Genomic DNA, 17,643 nt, shown 5'->3' on the forward strand with positions numbered 1-17,643 from the left:
TGTTACGGGAAACCGCGTGAGGTGTGCTTGCGTGCAGGCAGGTCAGTGGCGGGTGTTGGCGGTGGGGGTTCGGCTTGCGGGACACCTCCTCACTAGGGAGTCGGAGACCCTGCGGCCTTTCGCCGAGACGTCCTGAACGCGGGCGGCAGTCGCCACGATGCAACAACCCCTCATGTGGTTCTGTGATGAGAACTTCGTGGCCCCGGCTCAGTGCCAATAGGCTGGAGGCGCTGTCGCATGGAGCGTTGCAGATAACTGGCGAGCGAAGCGAAAGGACCAGACGTGCCATTTGACGAGGGATTCGCTGAACTTGAGCGGCTAATCGACCGCGAGAGCGACGGCGGTCAAGAGGGCGCGCGCGGTCGAAACGAGGCTCAGACCAGGTTCGATGTCATCGACACCGTGCTCCAAAGAGTCTTGGAGTGGCCCAGCGACCTCATCCGCGTAGAGCAACACTCAACCGACGGTTACACCGACTATGAAATACATGACGGCGGAACGCTTGCAATTGTAGAAGCCAAGCGCGAAGGCGTCAGCTTCTCTATACCGATGGACAGCAAGTCAGGGCTGTGCGGTATACCACCGCTGCTTGCTGATCGCTCAAACTCAGACCTAAAGCGCGCGATGGAGCAGGTGATGCGCTATGCGGGCCATCGCGGTGTTGCACCATGCGTGGTTACCAACGGACATCAGTGGGTTGCATTTCTGGGCAGCCGGAACGATGGCGTTGCTCCACTCGCAGGAAAAGCTCTAGTGTTCCCGTCGTTGTCCGCTATGCGTGACAACTTCGTCACTGTCTACAACGCCCTCTCTCGCGAGGGGCTTCGCGCGAAACGGATCTTCTCGGCGCTTAGCATCGGCACCTCCGCTCCTCCGGCGCCATTAGCGGCCTCAATTCCCGGTTATCCCGGGACAAAACGACGAAATCCGATGCAGTCCAACCTGCAAATCATGGGTGAAGTCATGCTTGAAGATATGCCGCAAGAAGAGGCTTATAGCGATCTCTTCCTCCAGAAGTGCTATGCAACAAGTGGCGCCCTCTCCTCCTATGCTGAGATCTCGCGCGAGCTTCTTACGAGTCGAAGCGCCGCGATGCTTAACGACATGGGAACCGTTGAGGAGCCGGCAACCACAAAGAAGGGCGTCAACCCTGCGCTGTCCGACGAGGCGCTCTCAGCCGCCGCTTCGCATCGTCCGATCGTGCTGCTTGGCGGTGTTGGAGCTGGGAAGAGCACGTTCATTCAGCACCTAGTGCGCGTGGATGCGCGGTCGGTTTTCCAAGATGCTATCGCTATTACCGTTGACTATGGCCGCGGTGCCACATTCGATTCTCCTAGCGAATATGCGATCGAGCGGATCCGTACCGTTCTTTTTGAGCAATATGGCGTTGACGTAGACGAATCGGCCTTCGTGGAAGATCTCTACCGTCGTGATCTCGAGCGATTTGATCGAAGCGTGGATGGACAGCTCAAGGGTATCGACCAGCGAGAATACGCGCTTCGTCGAATAGCATTCTTACGCGGGAAGATTGAGAACGAAAGTGAGCACTTGAGGCGATCGATTAGCCGTATTGTGCGGTCGCATCGCCGTCAAGTCGTGATTTTCCTTGACAATGTAGACCAGCGCGACCATGACGATCAGAACAAGGTCTTTTTAGCGGCCAACGAGTTGGCGAGTTCATGGGATGCAACCGTCTTCGCAACGCTACGACCAGAGACCTATTACGAGTCTCAACGGTATGGCGCCATTTCGGGCTATCATCCTCGGGTCTTTTCGATCGCTCCACCGCGTGCCGACGTGATGCTGCAGAAACGGGCCGACTTTGCCCTCCAGGTGCTTGAGGGTGGCGAGGACGTGCGTACGTCGCGCGGCGGATTGACGCTTGAGAGCGAGAACCTTGAGCTGTTCCTTCGCGTGCTGGAAACGAACTTCAAGCGGAACCGGCCCCTGTTGGCTCTGATTGATAATCTGGCGGGCGGGAATATGCGCCGTGCTCTCTCGTTTGTAACGCAGTTCATCGGCAGCGGACATGTCGATACGGCGAAGATCATAGGTGTCGAAAAGCGGGATCCTGGCGAGTACTTTATTCCGGTACATGAGTTTTTGCGGTCGCTCATGTACGGCGACAATGAGTACTACGATCCTCACATGTCGCCTATAGCGAATCTGTTCGCTATTGACCGACCAGAGCCCCGTAACCACTTTCTCCTGCCGATGACACTTGAGTACATTCTTTCGAGGGGAGACGCTAAGGATAGTTCTGGGTATGTAGAGATCGTGGAGGTGTACCGTCACCTGCAAGGGCTCGGATATGCCCTAGAAGCAATAGCTTTTGCCCTTAATTATCTGGGTCGCTTTCGGCTAATTGAAGCCCCATTGTCGGATTTTGACGTCGCCCACGCGGACCGGGGGCGAATTACGACTGTGGGAGCTTACACTCTAAAAAACCTTTTAGCCCAATTTACATACCATGATGCAATCCTGGTCGACACGCCGATTTTGGAGCAGAACGCCCGGGCCCAGATCGGAAATGTTTACTCAATCACCGATCGACTCTCGCGCGTTGAGGCGTTCAGGACATACCTCGACGAATGCTGGTCCGAGGTGGGGCTAGGTAGCGGTGGATGGATCTGGCCTCCAGTCTCCAGTTCTTTGGCATCGGAGGTCGCACAGATCCGGTCTCGTGTCGTCTCGAATTCATGAGTGACTGTGGTTTGTTTCATGCATCTTCAAATGACCATCGAGGTAAGCGTTAAGCCCGACTCGCTGATCGGTCCTCCCCCAAAGACCGTGTCCGGCAGGGGATCCCGGTATGGGCCCGGTTGCCTCTTGCCTCAGTGAGTAGTAAGCGTCTTGCTGTAGGAGTCGGGTGCTACCCGATGCTCGAGTCGGCAGCATTCCGCAGCCGGGACGGGCCTAACTTCTGGAGGTGCGCCATGAGCGCGCTGCTTGTCGGGTACGCCCGATGCTCCACCGATCAGCAAGACCTGACCGCTCAACGCGACGCTCTGCTCGGCCTGGGCGTCGAGGTAGAGCGGATCTATGTTGACCACGGCCTGACGGGTACTAATCGTGAGCGACCTGGGTTGCGAGAGGCACTTGCCGCCTGTCGGGCCGGGGACACCTTGGTGGTCACCAAGCTCGATCGCCTGGCCAGGTCCCTTCCCGATGCCCGAGCGATCGCTGACGAGCTCACGGCCCGTCAGATCAGCCTGAGCTTGGGCGGGTCGGTCTACGACCCCACCGACGCGGTGGGGCGACTGCTGTTCAACGTCCTTGCCATGGTTGCGGAGTTCGAATCCGACCTGATCCGGCTCCGCACCCGCGAGGGGATGAAGGTGGCAAAGGCCAAGGGGCGTCTGCGTGGAAAGCAGCCCAAGCTCAACCGCCGTCAGGAAGCTCACCTCGTGTCCCTGGTGCACAGCGGAGAGTACAGCACTGCCGAGGTCGCCGAGCTCTTCGGTGTCGGTCGTTCGACGGTCTACCGCGCTATCGAACGGCAACGCGTCGAAGCCAGAGCGGGCCAGGTGGAGACGACAAGTAGACGCTGACAGGAATTCAGGGCGCCGGCTGTTCCGAATGCGACACATCTTCGGAGCGCCGGCGTCTCGCAACTTGCGCGTGACTTTGAAAAACCGATGAGGATCCCCAAATGGACACAACTGAACGCAGATGGCCAGATAGCCCTGCCAGAACCTGGTCCTTCTCTGCGATTCACACTTCACGACTGCTTCCACAGTGCTGGCGGCGATGTATCAAATACGGTCGTGTTCGAGGCCTGCAAGTGGCAAGCGCTGTCGCTTGGCTTGCGTCAGCGCCCTATCCGCTTCCGTGCCTGGAGTTCAGTCACCTAGCCAGCTGATCGCAGCGGCCAGGAGGAACCCGGCGGAGGTGATGAGGCCGGTCCAGGCGTGGGCGATCTCGAAGGCTTCGGGGATCATGGTGTCGGCGATCATGGTCAGGATCGCGCCGCCGGCGATGGCGGTGATCACGGCGATCACGGCGTCCGGCGCCGAGCCGAGGAGCATGTAGCCGGCGGCCGCAGATAGGGCACTGACCACGGCAATGGTGCCCCAGATGCCGAAGATAGACTTTGGGCTGCGGCCGGCCTTCTTCATCCCGGCCGCACTGGAGAGACCCTCGGGCAGGTTTGAGATGAACACGGCGGCCACGACGGCGATGCTGACTGATCCGCCGCCGAGCAGGCTGATACCCAACACTATTGATTCGGGCACTCCGTCCAGCAGAGCCCCGATGGCGATGGCCAGACCGCTGCCGCTGTGTTCCTGCTGCGAGGGCTGCTGGTGCCCGGAGCGCTTGCGGTGTCGGGCACCAAAGCGGGCCAGGGCCAGGTTGGCGAGCATGTAGGCCGCGGCACCGAGGCCGAAGCCGATCACAGTGGGCCACAGGCCTCCGGTGTGAGCTGCCTCGTCGAACAGTTCGAAAGCCACTGCCGATATCAGCACGCCGGAACCGAAGGCCATCACGGAAGCCACGACTTTGGCCGGGACCGGGATGAACCAGGCGACCGCGGCCCCGATGACCAAGGCGATCCCGGCGAACAGGCCCCATCCGCCGGCGGCTAGCACGCCGGCCATCATGCGTCCTGCCGGTCGGTGACGACCTTGATGCCGTCCTCACCAGCTTCGAACGCCTCGGCTGCGCGGTTTAAGCGGACCCGACGGATGAGCTGGTGCGGCCGGTGAAGGTCAGCGCGGGCCAGGGTCTGGGTGGTGACCTCGAAGTCGGCCACCGTGGACAGATGCTTCTCGCGTACCGGCACAAGCGTGTCCAACCACACGGCGTCCGGGCCGGCGATCGTCGAGTGCAGCTGCCCGTGGTGGCTCGGCCGAGGGACGATGTGGCCATAGTCGACGCGCCACCGGTACTCCATGCGCACCGGCACCCGGGCCCCGTCGACCATCGGCACCACGTCCGGCGCCCTGTCCCGCACGGGCATCGCATCCGCCCGGGCCGGCCCGTCCGGGGTGTCCCACTCCGTCTCCAACACCAGAGCCTCGTCCCGGCGGCGCCGCCTGGTGCACCACGCGGCCCCGGCCGGGCCGATCTGCCGGGAGCCGGCCGTCTCGTCCCCCGACAGCCGGGCGAAGCAGGCCCCCCGATCGAACCGCGGCAGGCACAGCCAGTCCACCGAGCCATCCGGCCCCACCAATGCCGTCGTATGCAGATTCCCGATGACCCCGTAGTCCTCGATCCGCTGGTCCATCGTCCTCTCCTGTCTTCGAACAAACCTGAGCGCGCTCCGAAACCGGTCCGGCACTACGCTGGCTGTCCGGTGGGTGCCATGGACAGCAGTCAAAGGTCCGGGCCGCCATGTTCTAGCACGCCACAGTATGCGCCGCGGATCCCGGGTCGTCGACCCCACCTGGATACCCGCCGCCGGGTGAAGACGTGCTTCGTGCCCGCCGATCCTCATGCGGCACACGACCAGGGGCCATGCGACGCTCCGGCAGGCGAGTGCCGTGCAGCGGCGGCTACCGTGGCCACATGAGCTTGCAAGAGTTGATGGAGCTGGAGCATGAGGGCTGGCAGTCGCTGTGCAACAGCACCGGAGCCACTTTCTACGGCCGATTGATGACAGACGACGGCGTCATGGTCCTGGCCCACGGTCAGGTGTTCAGTCGACAGGACGTCGTCGAATCACTCAACGAGGCACCGCCATGGCGTTCCTACGACATCGATGAGGAACGACTCATCCCACTCGGAGACTCCGCCGCTGTGCTCATCTACCGCGGCACCGCCTACCGTGACGACCCAGCACCGGCATTCGTTGCTCTGATGTCCACCGTGTACGTCCGTCAAGGCGACGGCTGGGCTCTCGCCTCGTACCAGCAGACTCCGATCCCCAGCTGACCACCACGCCGCTGAGGGATCCCCGATCAGAACGCGGGAGCTCTTCTGCCTAGCTGACGACGTCGTGTGCGAGAGTCTGTCAAGGGCCCCCTTACGGGACGGTCTCAGTTCAACGCTTCTTGCCCCCGACACCAGGAGCGGACGCGATTTGTTTCATCCACGCCGAGATCTGGTGTTCATTGATGCCTTCTAAGGATTCGATCTCTACACCTCGCGTCGCCTTCCCCATCCCCACGGGTGTTACCGGCGGTATCGGATCGAGCGCCGTGCCATTGATAAACATGAGCTTGACGTGGCCGACAAAGCCGCCGCAGCTGAAGCACCAGCCATCGCCGACGCCGTAATAGGCCATGCCCCACTTCACGGAGCGCTGAAGGCCCGGTAGCGTCTTGGCCGCCAGGGCATCGACCGATTCGGCGATGCCGCGTTGCGGCTGTGGCAGGCTGGCGATGTACGCGAAGACCGGCTTGTCGCCGACCGCCGCTTTCGCGGGGCTTGCCCTGCCCGTCATGGCCTCCGGCAACGTGAAGGCGGCACCGGCCTGTGTCTCAGCGCGCGTGGCCGGATTGTGGACTTCCCGCTCACCGATCTCCCTGCTGGCCATATCTACATATTAAGCGCGCCCCGGTTGCGCGAACAAGGGCCCGTGGCGGCATCTCCGGGTGCCTCAGTAGCGCTCTTGGATGAGGCAAGCATGGGCTGGCAACTTCCAGATTGCGTTCCTACTCACAGTTCCTCAGGTTCCTCTATCGAGGCGCGCAATGCGTTGCTTTCACGCGGCGCCGCGCTGTGGCAGGCTGGGCGGACCGACGTTAATCGAGGGTGAGAGGAGGTGCGGCATCCGTGTCGATGACCGCTTGTGCACCTCCTGTTGTCGACTGACAGCGCTCAGCCGGAGGTGTTGCCTTCGCGAAGGTGGCCCGTGATGACCGACCAGAACAACACCAGCTCGTCTTTACACCCCGATTCGCTGATCTCCGATCTTGCCCGCTCGTTCGACGCGGTCGGCGTGCTCATAGCCCACGTGCGTCCTGATCAGTGGTCCGCGTCTACGCCGTGTACGAACTGGACCGTTCGTGCGCTGGTCGATCACATGATCGGCATGAACCGGGTCTTCATCGCGCTGCTGGTCGGGCAGGCACTGCCCCAGCGCCCAGCTGCTGATCACGTCGAACACGACCCAGTTGGCGCATACCGCGATACGGCCGCCGCGCTGCTCTCCGCTTTCACCGCGCCTGGGGTTCTCGACCGCGAGTATCAGGGGCCGCTGGGCTCGGCCACCGGTGCAGAGCGCCTACAGATCCGGCTCTACGATCTACTCGCGCATGGCTGGGATCTCGCGCGAGCGACCGGGCAGCGTGCCGAGTTGCCCGATGACGTGGCTGAGCGGTCACTTGCCTTCGCGCGCATTCACGTCAGTGAGCAGACGCGGCCCGGTCGGTTTGGTCCGGCCCAAGACATCGACGACCAGGCGTCGGCCATTGAGCGACTCGTCGCGTTCCTCGGCCGCCCCGTCGAAACGCCACGGTGATCAATTCTCAATCGACACACGTGCCGAGGATCGTCTGCCTTCGATCCCAGTAAGCGCGGGTCATGTCCGGTGAAGACGATGTCGCCGTCGTACTTGGCCAGCCGACCCGGGACGAGACCACAGTCCTCCAGCACGGACGTCAATCCTCCCCCGACCGGTACCGGAGCGGGACTGGTCCGGCCGAGTGACCCAGAGGGCAACCGGGTCTAATGTGTCTCTATGCCATCAACCTCTACCGAAACCCAGGGACGGGGCCTGCGCCGTACGGTCACCACCACGGGGTTGTTCCTGTTCATCCTCGGAGACGTCCTCGGCGCCGGCGTGTACGTCCTGGCCGGGAAGATCGCCGGAATTGCCGGCGGGGCGGTCTGGGTCCCTCTCGTGGTGGCCCTCGCCCTGGCCCTGCTCACCGCCGGCTCCTACGCCGAACTCGCCACCAAGTACCCCAGGGCCGGGGGCTCCTCCCACTACACCACGCGCGCCTTCGGCCCCTTCGTCGGCTTCCTGGTGGGGTTCTGCATGCTCTCGGCAGGCATCGTCTCCGTGGGCGCACTGACCCTGGGCTTCGCCGGTGACTACCTCACGGAGTTCGTCTCCCTCCCCGCAGCCCTCGTCGTCATCATCTTTCTGGGCCTCCTCGCGGCCTTGAACGCCCGGGGCATCACGGAGTCGATGAGTGCCAACCGGGTGGCCACGATCATCGAGGTCTCCGGTCTGCTCCTGATCATCGTCCTGGGTGCGATCGTGATAGCCCGGGGTGACGCTGACCTCAGCAGGCTGACTGAGCTGGGGACGGACGAGAACGGGCCCATCGCCGCCGTCTTCGCCGGCTCCGTGCTGGCCTTCTACTCCTATGTCGGATTCGAGACCAGCGTGAACATCGCCGAGGAGACCAAGGACCCGACGCGGTCCTACCCCCGGGCCCTCTTCGGTGCCCTCATCGTCGCCGGGGTGGTCTACGCGCTCGTGGGAGTGGCGGCCTCAGCGGTCGTCCCCACGGCAGACCTGGCCGAGAGCACCGGCCCCCTGCTGCAGGTCGTCACGACCGCAGGCATCATCCCACCGGTGGTCTTCAGCCTCATCGCCCTGGTGGCAGTAGCCAACGGCGCACTACTGACGGGCATCATGTCCTCCCGCCTGGCCTACGGCATGGCTCGGGACGGACTGCTGCCAGCCTGGCTGGGCCGGCTACTCCCCCGTCGGCGGACACCCTGGGTGGCCATCATCGTCACCACTGGCCTCTCGCTGGCCCTCGCCCTCACAGGAACCCTGGAGATCCTGGCCAGCACCATGGTCCTCCTGCTGCTCGTGGTCTTCATCGCCGTCAACGCCGCCGTGCTCGTACTGCGTCGTGACACCGTTCAGGGTCGACACTTCCGCGTCCCCTCCTTCTTGCCCGTCGCCGGGCTGATCTCCTGCATCGGGCTGGCCACGCAGGTCGAGGGCGAGGTCTGGCGACTCGGCCTGCCCTTCCTCGCCGTCGCCGCAGTACTCGCGGGCATCGCCGCCTGGCGACACCACCGCAACGCCACCTGACCACCACCGGGACCCCCGACGGGCGCGATATTCGCCCTGCACACAGATGCGTGATCGCCGCTCAGGACCGTAAAGTGTCCAGATGGAGCTTCTCGAACGCGGCGCAGTGATTCCAGACCCGTTGATTCCCTATCTTGAGGTCGACCGGTCCAAGCCCCGCCATGAGTGCTGGGTCACCGGGCACATGGTGGCCGGGCTGGACGGCACGGCCGCAATAGGTGGTCGGGTCGGTGCTCTGTCGACCAGGCCCGATCAGGCGCTGTTCCGGAGGATGCGACAGATCGCCGACGTCGTGCTGGTCGGCGCCGAGACGGTGCGTCGCGAAGGCTACTCGCCGATCCAGCTATCCGCGCCTGCGCAGACGCAACGACGCGTTCGAGGGCAGTCCCCGAACCCGCCGGTCGCCGTGGTCAGCAGAAGCCTGGAGTTCGACTGGTCGGCAAAGATCTTCTCCAGGGCGCCCGCCGAGACCAGAACCATCATCGTCACCTGCGAGACGGCAGACCCGGAACGGCTGGCCGCTGCCCAGCACGTCGCGGAGATCGTCGTCGCGGGTCATGATCGCGTCGAGCCGGCGGCGGCGATGACGGCGCTGGCAGATCTCGGGCACGGCGTCGTGCTCTGCGAAGGAGGCCCCCGGTGGCTCGGCGAACTCGTCGCGGCCGACCGTCTCGACGAGTTGTGCCTATCCGTCTCCCCGCTGATGGGCGGTGACCCCTTGCCCGTCAGCGTCACTCCTTCAGGTGCGGGAGTCGCCCGATTCGGACTGAAGGGAACCTTGGTCGAGGATGACACCGTCTTCCTCCGCTACGAGGTGGCGCCACCCGAAGGGCCACGTCATGAGTAAGGACGCGTTCAGCAGCCTGATGTCGTCAACGGACCCGGCCGTCGTCGTGGTCACGACCGCAGCGGACGGCGAGCAGGCCGGTTGCCTGGTCGGGTTCCATACGCAGTCCAGTATCGAGGCCGAGCGCTACTGCTTCTGGTTGTCGAAGGCCAACCACACCTACCGGGTGAGCCTACGGTCCACACACCTCGCGATCCACTTCCTCACCGCCGGGGACCTGGCCGTGGCCGAACGCTTCGGTACGCTTACCGGCGAGGAGACAAACAAGTTCTCGGGGATCACTATCGACACCGTCGAGAGTGGTGTGCCGCTACTCAGGGCAGTGCCGAACCGGTTGGTGGTCGAGCGCACCACGATGCTCGACGACGGCGGCGACCATGTCGGCATCACAGCACGGGTGGCCTCCGCCGTGACCACCGGCCCCTTCACTCCCCTACGCCTGTCCGATGTCGGCCACCTCAACGCGGGCCGCGACAGCGAGGAGCGGGCCATCTACCCCTGACGATCGAAGCGGCAATCGTCGATCCGAAAGAGGCAGGGCCACGCGCGAGCCAACGTAGCGGTGTAGGCCTCGTCCGGGCGGACGCACAACAAGCCGCTGCAGCCCGTTCGCGAGCGCGGAATGTACCGTTGAGGACAGCAGACTCGGAAGAAGGAATCCCGGATGGAACTGATCTTCGTACACGGTGCCTTGGTGCGAGACGGGCCATGGTGGTGGAAGCGGGCCGCAGACCTCCTCGAGCAACGCACCGGCATCCACAGCCGCGCCGTTGCACTACCGTCCTGCGGGGAGGCCGCGCCGGAGCACGTCACCGGCGGCCTGACCGCCGACGCGGCGGCGCTTCGCCGTGAACTCGACGACATGGATTCCGCGATCGTGGTGGGCCATTCCTACGGTGGCACGGTCATCGCTGAAGCCGGTCCCCATCCGGCCGTCGCACACCTGCTGTACGTGTCGTCCTATCTACCGGAGATCGGTCAGTCGCAGGCGATGATCATGAGCGGCGAAAGCGACCCGGTGACGCTCAGCGACAACGCCGACGGCACGTTTAGCGTCGCGGGCTACGACGCCAGGTCCTTCGGAGAACGGTTTCTCCAGGACGCGGACGAGGACACCCAGCGCGAGGCGTGGGAGAGGGTGGCCGCACAGGCTGCCGGGGCCTTCGTGACACCGACCACGGCCGCAGGTTGGAAGGGCGTCGATTCGACCTACGTCGTCTGCGGGCAGGACCGCAGCACCTCGGTCGACCTGCAGCGCTTCCACGCGAACCGAGCGACGCGCAGTGTCGAGCTGCCGACCGGGCACCACCCGTTCTTGACCCGTCCTGTTCTGATCGTCGACCAGATACAGGCCTTCATGCAGTGAAGACGGGAGCTCAGTCCTCCAGCACCCGCGGCTGCAGGTCCGTCTTCGGCGGCATCCAGGTCCCCGGGTCGGCCTCGACCTGTTCACCCGAGCGGATGTCCTTGACCTCGTGGACCGTCCGGCCGTCGTCGTCGGTGCTGGTGAACCAGACGAAGGGGATCCCCCGCTTGTCCGCGTACTTGATCTGCTTGCCGAACTTCTCGGCGGAGACGGCCACCTCGGTGGGGATCCCGCGGGAGCGCAGCGCATCGGCCGTGTCCTGCGCAGCCGACCAGTCGTCGTCGTGCGTCAGTGCCACGTACACCGCGGTGGGCACCGATCGAGAGGCCTTCGCCATCTCCTGGGAGAACATCCGCATCATCAACCGGGTCACGCCGATGGACAGGCCCACGCCCGGGAACGTGCGGTTGCCCTTGGCGGCCAGGGCGTCATACCGGCCACCCGAACAGATGGAACCCAACTGTTCGTGCCCCGTCAGCACGGTCTCGTAGACGGTGCCGGTGTAGTAGTCGAGCCCGCGGGCAATGGACAGGTCCGCCACGGCGCGCCCGGGGGCACGGCGGTGCAATTCCCCGACGACGGCGGCCAGCTCCTCGAGCCCTTCGTCCAGCAGCTCGTGGCTCACCCCCAAGGCGCGCACCTGCTCCACGAAAGAGGTGTCCTCCGTCCGGATCGACGCCAGCGCGAGGGCCTGGGCGGCCTGCTCCTCGGTGGCACCGAGCTCGGACTGCAGCAGGCGGGAGACCTCGGCGGCACCGATCTTCTCCAGCTTGTCGATGTTGCGCAGCACCCCGGCGGTGTCCTGCAGACCGAGTCCCAGGTAGAAACCCTCGGCCAGCTTGCGGTTGTTGATGCGGATGGTGAAGTCACCGATGGGCAAGGCCCCGAGGGCCTCCGCCATCACCAGGGCCACGTCCACGTCATAGCGGAAGGGCAGGGCGCCGTCCCCCACCACGTCGATGTCCGCCTGGGTGAACTCGCGGGCGCGGCCCTCCTGCGGCCGCTCGCCCCGCCAGACCTTCTGGATCTGGTAGCGGCGGAACGGGAAGTTCAGGTGGCCGGCGTTCTCCACCACGTAGCGGGCGAAGGGCACGGTCAGGTCGAAGTGCAGGGCCAGCCGGTTCGGATCGGACGGGTCCTGGGTCTTCCCACTCTGACTCTGGTCCGCGTCTGCCTGCAGGCGCGAGACGGCGTAGACCTCCTTGTCGATCTCGCCCTTGCGCAGCAGCTGACCCAGGGTCTCCACGGCGCGGGTCTCGATCGAGGAGAAGCCGTGCAGCTCGAAGGTGGTCCGCAGGGTGTCCAGCACGTGATGCTCCACGATCCGCTCCGCGGGGAGCCATTCGTGGAAACCGGACAGGGATGCCTTGCGGGACATGGGCCACCTTCTGTTGGGGCTGGATGCGGACACTCGGCTCCCCATTCTAGGTCCAGCCGGTACGCTGGAGAGGACCGAATCCACGAATCCCTGCGGCCGCGCGCCGGTGCAGGGCACCAGCAGAAGGTTTCAGCGGTGACCACCAGTCAAGAATCCGACGATCAGCAGTCCACCCAGAGCGAGGCCGTGCAGCCCGACGCTCCGCAGCCCGAGGCTTCGCCCGTCGAACCTGTAGAGACAGCCCAAGCAGAGACAGCACGGGCCGAGACCCCTGCCGAGGTCGAGACCGAGGACGTCTTGGCCTCCGTGGAGTCCGTCGAGGCACCCGCCGCCGTGCCGGCAGCAGCGCCGGCAGCAGCGCCGGCCACCGAGCCCGCCGCAGCCGAGGCACCCGCGGAAGAGCCGGCGTCGCCCACTCCCGCTCCCGTCTCCGCTGTGCCCGCCGCGCCGAAGCCGGCCCAGACACCCACGCCGGGCAAGGCTCCGAAGCCCTCCAACCTGCCGCGTCCGGGCGGTGCGCCCGCCGGTACGGCCGGCAAGCCGGGTCAGGCCTCCCCCAAGGGTCCCGCCGCACCGATGCCGGCCCCCAGCTACACGACCTCTCCCGAGGAAGCCGCCAGGTTCGCCACGATCAGCGACGACGGCCACGTCGTCCTGCTCGACGGCGGCGAGGAACACCCGGTGGGTCAGTTCCCGGACGGCACCCCCGACGAGGCCCTGGCGTACTTCTCCCGCAAGTACGACGAGGTCGTCTCCCAGGTCATGTTGCTCGAGCAGCGCGTGGCCTCCGGCGCCCCGGCCGGAGAGATCCAGAAGACCCTGGGCCACCTGCGCCAGACCATCGGCGAACGCGGCATGGTCGGTGACATGCAGGCCCTGCGCGCCCGCGTCGAGGCGCTGCAGACCCGCCTGGACGACCTGAAGCTCGCCGAGAAGCTGTCCCTGGAGAAGGCCCAGGCTGAACAGCTGGCCACCCGTGAGGCGATCGTGGCCGAGGCGGAGGAGATGGCCGCCCAGGACCCGCAGCAGGTCCAGTGGAAGCACGCCAGCGCCCGCATGGCCGAGCTCTTCGAGAACTGGAAGGCCGCCCAGAAGGCCGGTCCGCGGCTGGGCAAGTCGGTGGAGGACGGGCTGTGGAAGCGCTTCCGCACCGCCCGCACCACCCATGACAAGCACCGCCGCGCCTTCTTCTCGCAGCTGGACGCCACCAACGCGACGGCCAAGCAGGCCAAGGAGAAGCTGATCGCCCGCGCCGAGGCGCTGTCCTCCTCCACGGACTGGGGACCGACCGCCGGTGCCTACCGGGACCTGATGGACGAGTGGAAGGCCGCCCCGCGCGCCTCCCGCAAGGAGGACGACGCCCTCTGGGCCCGCTTCCGGGCCGCCCAGGACGTGTTCTTCAACGCCCGCAAGTCCCAGAACGAGGAGATCGACCGGGAGTACGGCGAGAACCTCAAGGTCAAGGAGGAGATCCTGGCCGAGGGGCAGAAGCTGCTACCGGTGAAGGACGTCAAGGCGGCCCGCAAGGTCCTCAACGACCTCCGCGGACGGTGGGAGGACGCCGGCCGGGTTCCGCGCAAGGACGTTTCCCGGATGGAGGCGGCCTTCCGCAAGCTGGAGGACGGCCTGAAGTCCGCCGAGGACGACCACTGGCGCCAGACCAACCCCGAGACCAAGGCCCGGACGAACTCCGCCCTCAGCCAGCTCGAGGACAAGGTCGCCGAGCTCGCGGACGCTCTCGCCAAGGCCCAGGCCCAGGGGAACGCATCGTCCATCGCCAAGGCCCAGGAGGCCCTGGAGGCCCGCAAGATGTGGCTCGAGACGCTGCAGAAATCAGCTCAGGGACTGCGCTGACCCCTGCACCGGACCCCCAGCGGTCCTGAGGTTGTCCACAGCAGTGGCCCGGCCGGGTGCCGGCCCACTGCTGTCTCTGCCACGCTGGGACGGTGACCGCCGCCCCGACCACTTCCCCTGCCGATGACACCGTGGAGTTCCTGGTGCCCGGGCTGCCCTACTCAGCGCCGGAGTTGCGGGGCATGGAGATCGCCGGGCTGGTGGACCACGTGATCGGGGACCTGTACCTTCCGGCCGACCACGGCACGGATCCCGCCCGGCTGCGCGCGGCAGCCGTCCACCGGCTGGCGGCCCCCGTGCTCACGGGACGCTGGACGATCATGGGGCTGACGGCTGCGTGGATCCTGGCGGGCGGGCCAGCACCCCCGGTGCTCGAGGCCGCGGTGGACCGATACCACCGGATGCCGTTGCGGCCGCTGTCCGTCCGGTTGAGCCTGGAACAGACGGACGTGGTGGACGTCCCGGATGATGTCATCCGGCTCGGGGGGTTGCCGTGCACCGGGCCGGCCCGGACGGTGGAGGACCTGCTGCGCCGTGCCGAGGACCCCGCCCGGGCCGCGCCGGCCCTGGCGGCGGCGGCCCGCCTGCTGCCGCTGACCCCCGCGGCGCACCTGCGGGACCGCTTCGAGCGGAACCGCAGACGGCCCGGCATGGCCGGTGCCCGCCGGGCCCTGGAGAGGCTGCTGACCGGCTAGCCGCTGGCCCGCAGCCGGCAGCCGTCAGTCGTCAGTCATCCGCCGGGACGGCGTTGCGGCCGCCGGCCGTGCGGTACACGTCATAGACCCCGTCGATGCGGCGGACCGAGGACAGCACGTGGCTGAGGTACTTCGGGTCCCCCATCTCGAACACGAACTTGCTGATGGCCACGCGGCTGCGGGAGGTGTTCACCGAGGCGGAGAGGATGTTCACGTGGTGCTCGGCCAGCACCCGCGTCACGTCCGAGAGCAGGGACTTGCGGTCCAAGGCCTCGACCTGGATCTCCACCAGGAACACGGAGGACTGCGTGGGTGCCCAGGAGACCTGGACCATCCGGTCCGGCTCCGCCTTCAGGTGATCGATGTTGCGGCAGTCCTTGCGGTGCACGGAGACCCCGGATCCCCGGGTGACGAATCCGATGATCTCGTCCGGGGGCACGGGGGTGCAGCAGCGGGCCAGCTTGGCCATGACGTCCCCGGAGCCCTGGACCATGACCCCGGAGTCCGAGGTCCGGGTGGGGGTGGCGATGCTGGTGATCGGGATCGAGGCGGTGTCCAGCGAACCGTCATCCGCGGACGGCGCCGCGTGCAGCCGCTCGAGGTGCTCGATGACGTTCTGCACCGAGACGTTGCTGTCCCCGATCGAGGCGTACAGGGTGGTGATGTCCGGCAGGCTCAGCTCGGTGGCCACGGCGGTGAGCGAGTCCGGTCCCATCATCTGCTGCAGGGGCAGGTTCATCTTGCGCAGCTGGCGCGTCAGCTGCTCCTTGCCCTTCTCGATGGACTCCTCGCGGCGTTCCTTCGAGAACCAGTGCCGGATCTTGTTGCGGGCCCGCGGGCTGCGGACGAAGCCGAGCCAGTCCTGGCTGGGACCGGCGCTCTCGGTCTTCGAGGTGAAGATCTCCACCCAGTCCCCGTGGTGCAGCTCGGAGTTCAGTGGCACCAGCTTCCCGTTCACGCGCGCGCCGATGGTCCGGTGGCCCACCTCGGTGTGGACCGCATAGGCGAAGTCCACCGGGGTGGAGCCGGCGGGCAGCGCCATGACCTCACCCTTGGGGGTGAACACGAAGACCTCGGCGGCGTCGATCTCGGCCCGCAGCGAGTCCAGGAACTCGTTCGGGTCCGTGGTGTCCTTCTGCCAGTCCATGACGGACCGCAGCCAACCGGGCGTCTGGTCCCCCGCACCGGCGGCGCCCTGGGCGGCCTGGTCCTTGTACTTCCAGTGCGCGGCCACGCCGTACTCGGCCCGGCGGTGCATCTCATAGGTGCGCAGCTGGATCTCCACGGGCTTGCCCCCGGGGCCGATCACCGTGGTGTGCAGGGACTGGTACATGTTCAGCTTGGGCATGGCGATGTAGTCCTTGAAGCGGCCCGGCAACGGGCTCCACTTCGAGTGCAGCACGCCCAAGGCCCCGTAGCAGTCCCGGACCGAGTCCACGAGCACACGCACGCCCGTCAGGTCATGGATCTCGTCGAAGTCCTTACCCCGCACGATCATCTTCTGGTAGATCGAGTAGAAGTGCTTCGGGCGGCCCGTCACCGTGGCCCGCACCTTGGCGTCCTTGAGGTCCTTCTCGATCTGCCCGCGCAGCATGGCGAGGTTCTTCTCCCGCTCGGGCGTCCGCTCCCCCACCAGCCGGACGATCTCCGCATACACCTTGGGGTACAACGCCGCGAAGGACAGGTCCTCCAGCTCCCACTTGATGGTGTTCATGCCGAGCCGGTGGGCCAGGGGCGCGTAGATCTCCAGCGTCTCCTTGGCCTTGCGCGCACTGGACTCGGGGGCCACATAACGCCAGGTCCGCGCATTGTGCAGCCGGTCGGCGAGCTTGATGACCAGCACCCGCACGTCGTCCGCCATGGCCAGCACCATCTTGCGGACCGTCTCGGCCTGGGCGGCGTCCCCGAACTTCACCTTGTCCAGCTTGGTGACCCCGTCCACCAGCAGGGCCACCTCATCGCCGAAGTCACGCCGCAGCTGCTCCAGGGAGTAGCTCGTGTCCTCCACCGTGTCATGCAGCAGGGCCCCGGCCAGGGTGGTCCCGGTCATCCCCAGCTCGGCGAGGATGGTGGCCACGGCCACGGGGTGGGTGATGTACGGATCGCCGCTCTTGCGCTTCTGCCCGGCATGGGCCTTCTCGGCGACCTCGAAGGCCCGGATGATCAGGTCGAGGTCTTCCCTGGCGTCCTTGGGCTGGCGGACCTTCAGCGTGCGGACGAGCGGTTCCAGGATCGGCGAGTAGTCGTTGGCCACCCGGCCGGTCAGCCGGGCCAGCCGGCTCCGCGGGCGCCGGGAGACGATCGCGGTACCCGAGGGGGTGCGGGCCGAAGTGACGGGCGCCGGAGGTACCGGGGCCGCGGCAGGTGCGGGGGCCGGCGTCGTGCCCGTCTTCTCCTCGCCGGGCACCGAGGACGAGTAGGTCCGGTTGGGCGTGGCCGCCGGGACGGCATCCGCGTCTGAGGTCTGCCTCACGCGGGGATCCTCACCCATGGTTGCCGTCCTTCCCACGGTCCGCGCCGACCGTGGCGCTGCGCCGTTGTCCTGCCACCCGCACGGGAGGT

Annotated in this window: 15 protein-coding genes; 10 read left to right on the plus strand and 5 right to left on the minus strand. The window is 66.0% G+C overall.

The genetic code is table 11. The features are described 5' to 3' along the window. The first annotated feature begins 282 nt into the window (after positions 1-282). Together ACSU1G_RS10115 and ACSU1G_RS10120 are read left to right on the plus strand one after the other, a co-directional pair. Complete coding sequence (locus ACSU1G_RS10115; protein ID WP_439279791.1) at positions 283-2,703, plus strand: hypothetical protein; 2,421 nt, start codon at positions 283-285, stop codon at positions 2,701-2,703. 233 nt (positions 2,704-2,936) lie between these two features. Next, positions 2,937-3,551, plus strand: coding sequence for a recombinase family protein (locus ACSU1G_RS10120; RefSeq protein ID WP_439279792.1), 615 nt, complete (start codon positions 2,937-2,939; stop codon positions 3,549-3,551). 291 nt (positions 3,552-3,842) lie between these two features. On the opposite strand, the gene ACSU1G_RS10125 is transcribed toward ACSU1G_RS10120, so the two are convergent. Together ACSU1G_RS10125 and ACSU1G_RS10130 are read right to left on the minus strand one after the other, a co-directional pair. Continuing rightward, a complete protein-coding gene (locus ACSU1G_RS10125; protein ID WP_439279793.1) occupies positions 3,843-4,598 on the minus strand; it encodes a ZIP family metal transporter in 756 nt (251 codons plus the stop codon). Continuing rightward, entirely contained in the window at positions 4,598-5,227 is a 630-nt protein-coding gene (locus tag ACSU1G_RS10130; protein ID WP_439279794.1) for a trehalase-like domain-containing protein, read from the minus strand. The genes ACSU1G_RS10125 and ACSU1G_RS10130 overlap by 1 nt, the downstream gene beginning before the upstream one ends. Before the next feature lie 281 nt (positions 5,228-5,508). Here ACSU1G_RS10130 and ACSU1G_RS10135 point away from each other — a divergent pair, with 281 nt between their 5' ends. Beyond that, entirely contained in the window at positions 5,509-5,874 is a 366-nt protein-coding gene (locus tag ACSU1G_RS10135) for a nuclear transport factor 2 family protein (RefSeq protein WP_439279795.1), read from the plus strand. 109 nt (positions 5,875-5,983) lie between these two features. Here the strand turns inward: ACSU1G_RS10135 and ACSU1G_RS10140 are convergent, their stop codons facing one another. Next, the gene (locus ACSU1G_RS10140) at positions 5,984-6,478 is read right to left on the minus strand and encodes a DUF1801 domain-containing protein (RefSeq protein ID WP_439279796.1); all 495 of its coding nucleotides are present in this window, start codon (positions 6,476-6,478) and stop codon (positions 5,984-5,986) included. A gap of 321 nt (positions 6,479-6,799) precedes the next feature. Between ACSU1G_RS10140 and ACSU1G_RS10145 the strand changes: the two genes are divergently transcribed. The 5 genes from ACSU1G_RS10145 (at position 6,800) to ACSU1G_RS10165 (ending at position 11,154) form a co-directional block, all read left to right on the plus strand. Next, the gene (locus ACSU1G_RS10145; protein WP_439279797.1) at positions 6,800-7,405 is read left to right on the plus strand and encodes a TIGR03086 family metal-binding protein; all 606 of its coding nucleotides are present in this window, start codon (positions 6,800-6,802) and stop codon (positions 7,403-7,405) included. A 219-nt stretch (positions 7,406-7,624) separates the two neighbouring features. Then, entirely contained in the window at positions 7,625-8,941 is a 1,317-nt protein-coding gene (locus ACSU1G_RS10150) for an APC family permease (RefSeq protein WP_439279798.1), read from the plus strand. Between the two features lie 82 nt (positions 8,942-9,023). Next, a complete protein-coding gene (locus ACSU1G_RS10155) occupies positions 9,024-9,788 on the plus strand; it encodes a pyrimidine reductase family protein (RefSeq protein WP_439279799.1) in 765 nt (254 codons plus the stop codon). Then, entirely contained in the window at positions 9,781-10,290 is a 510-nt protein-coding gene (locus tag ACSU1G_RS10160) for a flavin reductase family protein (RefSeq protein ID WP_439279800.1), read from the plus strand. The genes ACSU1G_RS10155 and ACSU1G_RS10160 overlap by 8 nt, the downstream gene beginning before the upstream one ends. Before the next feature lie 162 nt (positions 10,291-10,452). Continuing rightward, complete coding sequence (locus tag ACSU1G_RS10165; protein WP_439279801.1) at positions 10,453-11,154, plus strand: alpha/beta hydrolase; 702 nt, start codon at positions 10,453-10,455, stop codon at positions 11,152-11,154. A gap of 10 nt (positions 11,155-11,164) precedes the next feature. Here the strand turns inward: ACSU1G_RS10165 and hisS are convergent, their stop codons facing one another. Continuing rightward, positions 11,165-12,532, minus strand: coding sequence for a histidine--tRNA ligase (gene hisS, locus ACSU1G_RS10170; protein ID WP_439279802.1), 1,368 nt, complete (start codon positions 12,530-12,532; stop codon positions 11,165-11,167). 135 nt (positions 12,533-12,667) lie between these two features. On the opposite strand from hisS, the gene ACSU1G_RS10175 reads away from it, so the two are divergent. Beyond that, positions 12,668-14,386, plus strand: coding sequence for a DUF349 domain-containing protein (locus ACSU1G_RS10175; RefSeq protein WP_439279803.1), 1,719 nt, complete (start codon positions 12,668-12,670; stop codon positions 14,384-14,386). Between the two features lie 92 nt (positions 14,387-14,478). After that, positions 14,479-15,081, plus strand: a complete 603-nt coding sequence (locus ACSU1G_RS10180) for a hypothetical protein (protein WP_439279804.1) — start codon at positions 14,479-14,481, stop codon at positions 15,079-15,081. Positions 15,082-15,112: 31 nt separating this feature from the next. Here the strand turns inward: ACSU1G_RS10180 and ACSU1G_RS10185 are convergent, their stop codons facing one another. Further along, positions 15,113-17,572 (minus strand): RelA/SpoT family protein, encoded by a 2,460-nt coding sequence (locus ACSU1G_RS10185; protein ID WP_439279805.1) that lies wholly within the window; start codon positions 17,570-17,572, stop codon positions 15,113-15,115. Positions 17,573-17,643 lie beyond the last annotated feature (71 nt).

It is taken from the genome of Microbacterium sp. A93 (assembly GCF_051842835.1).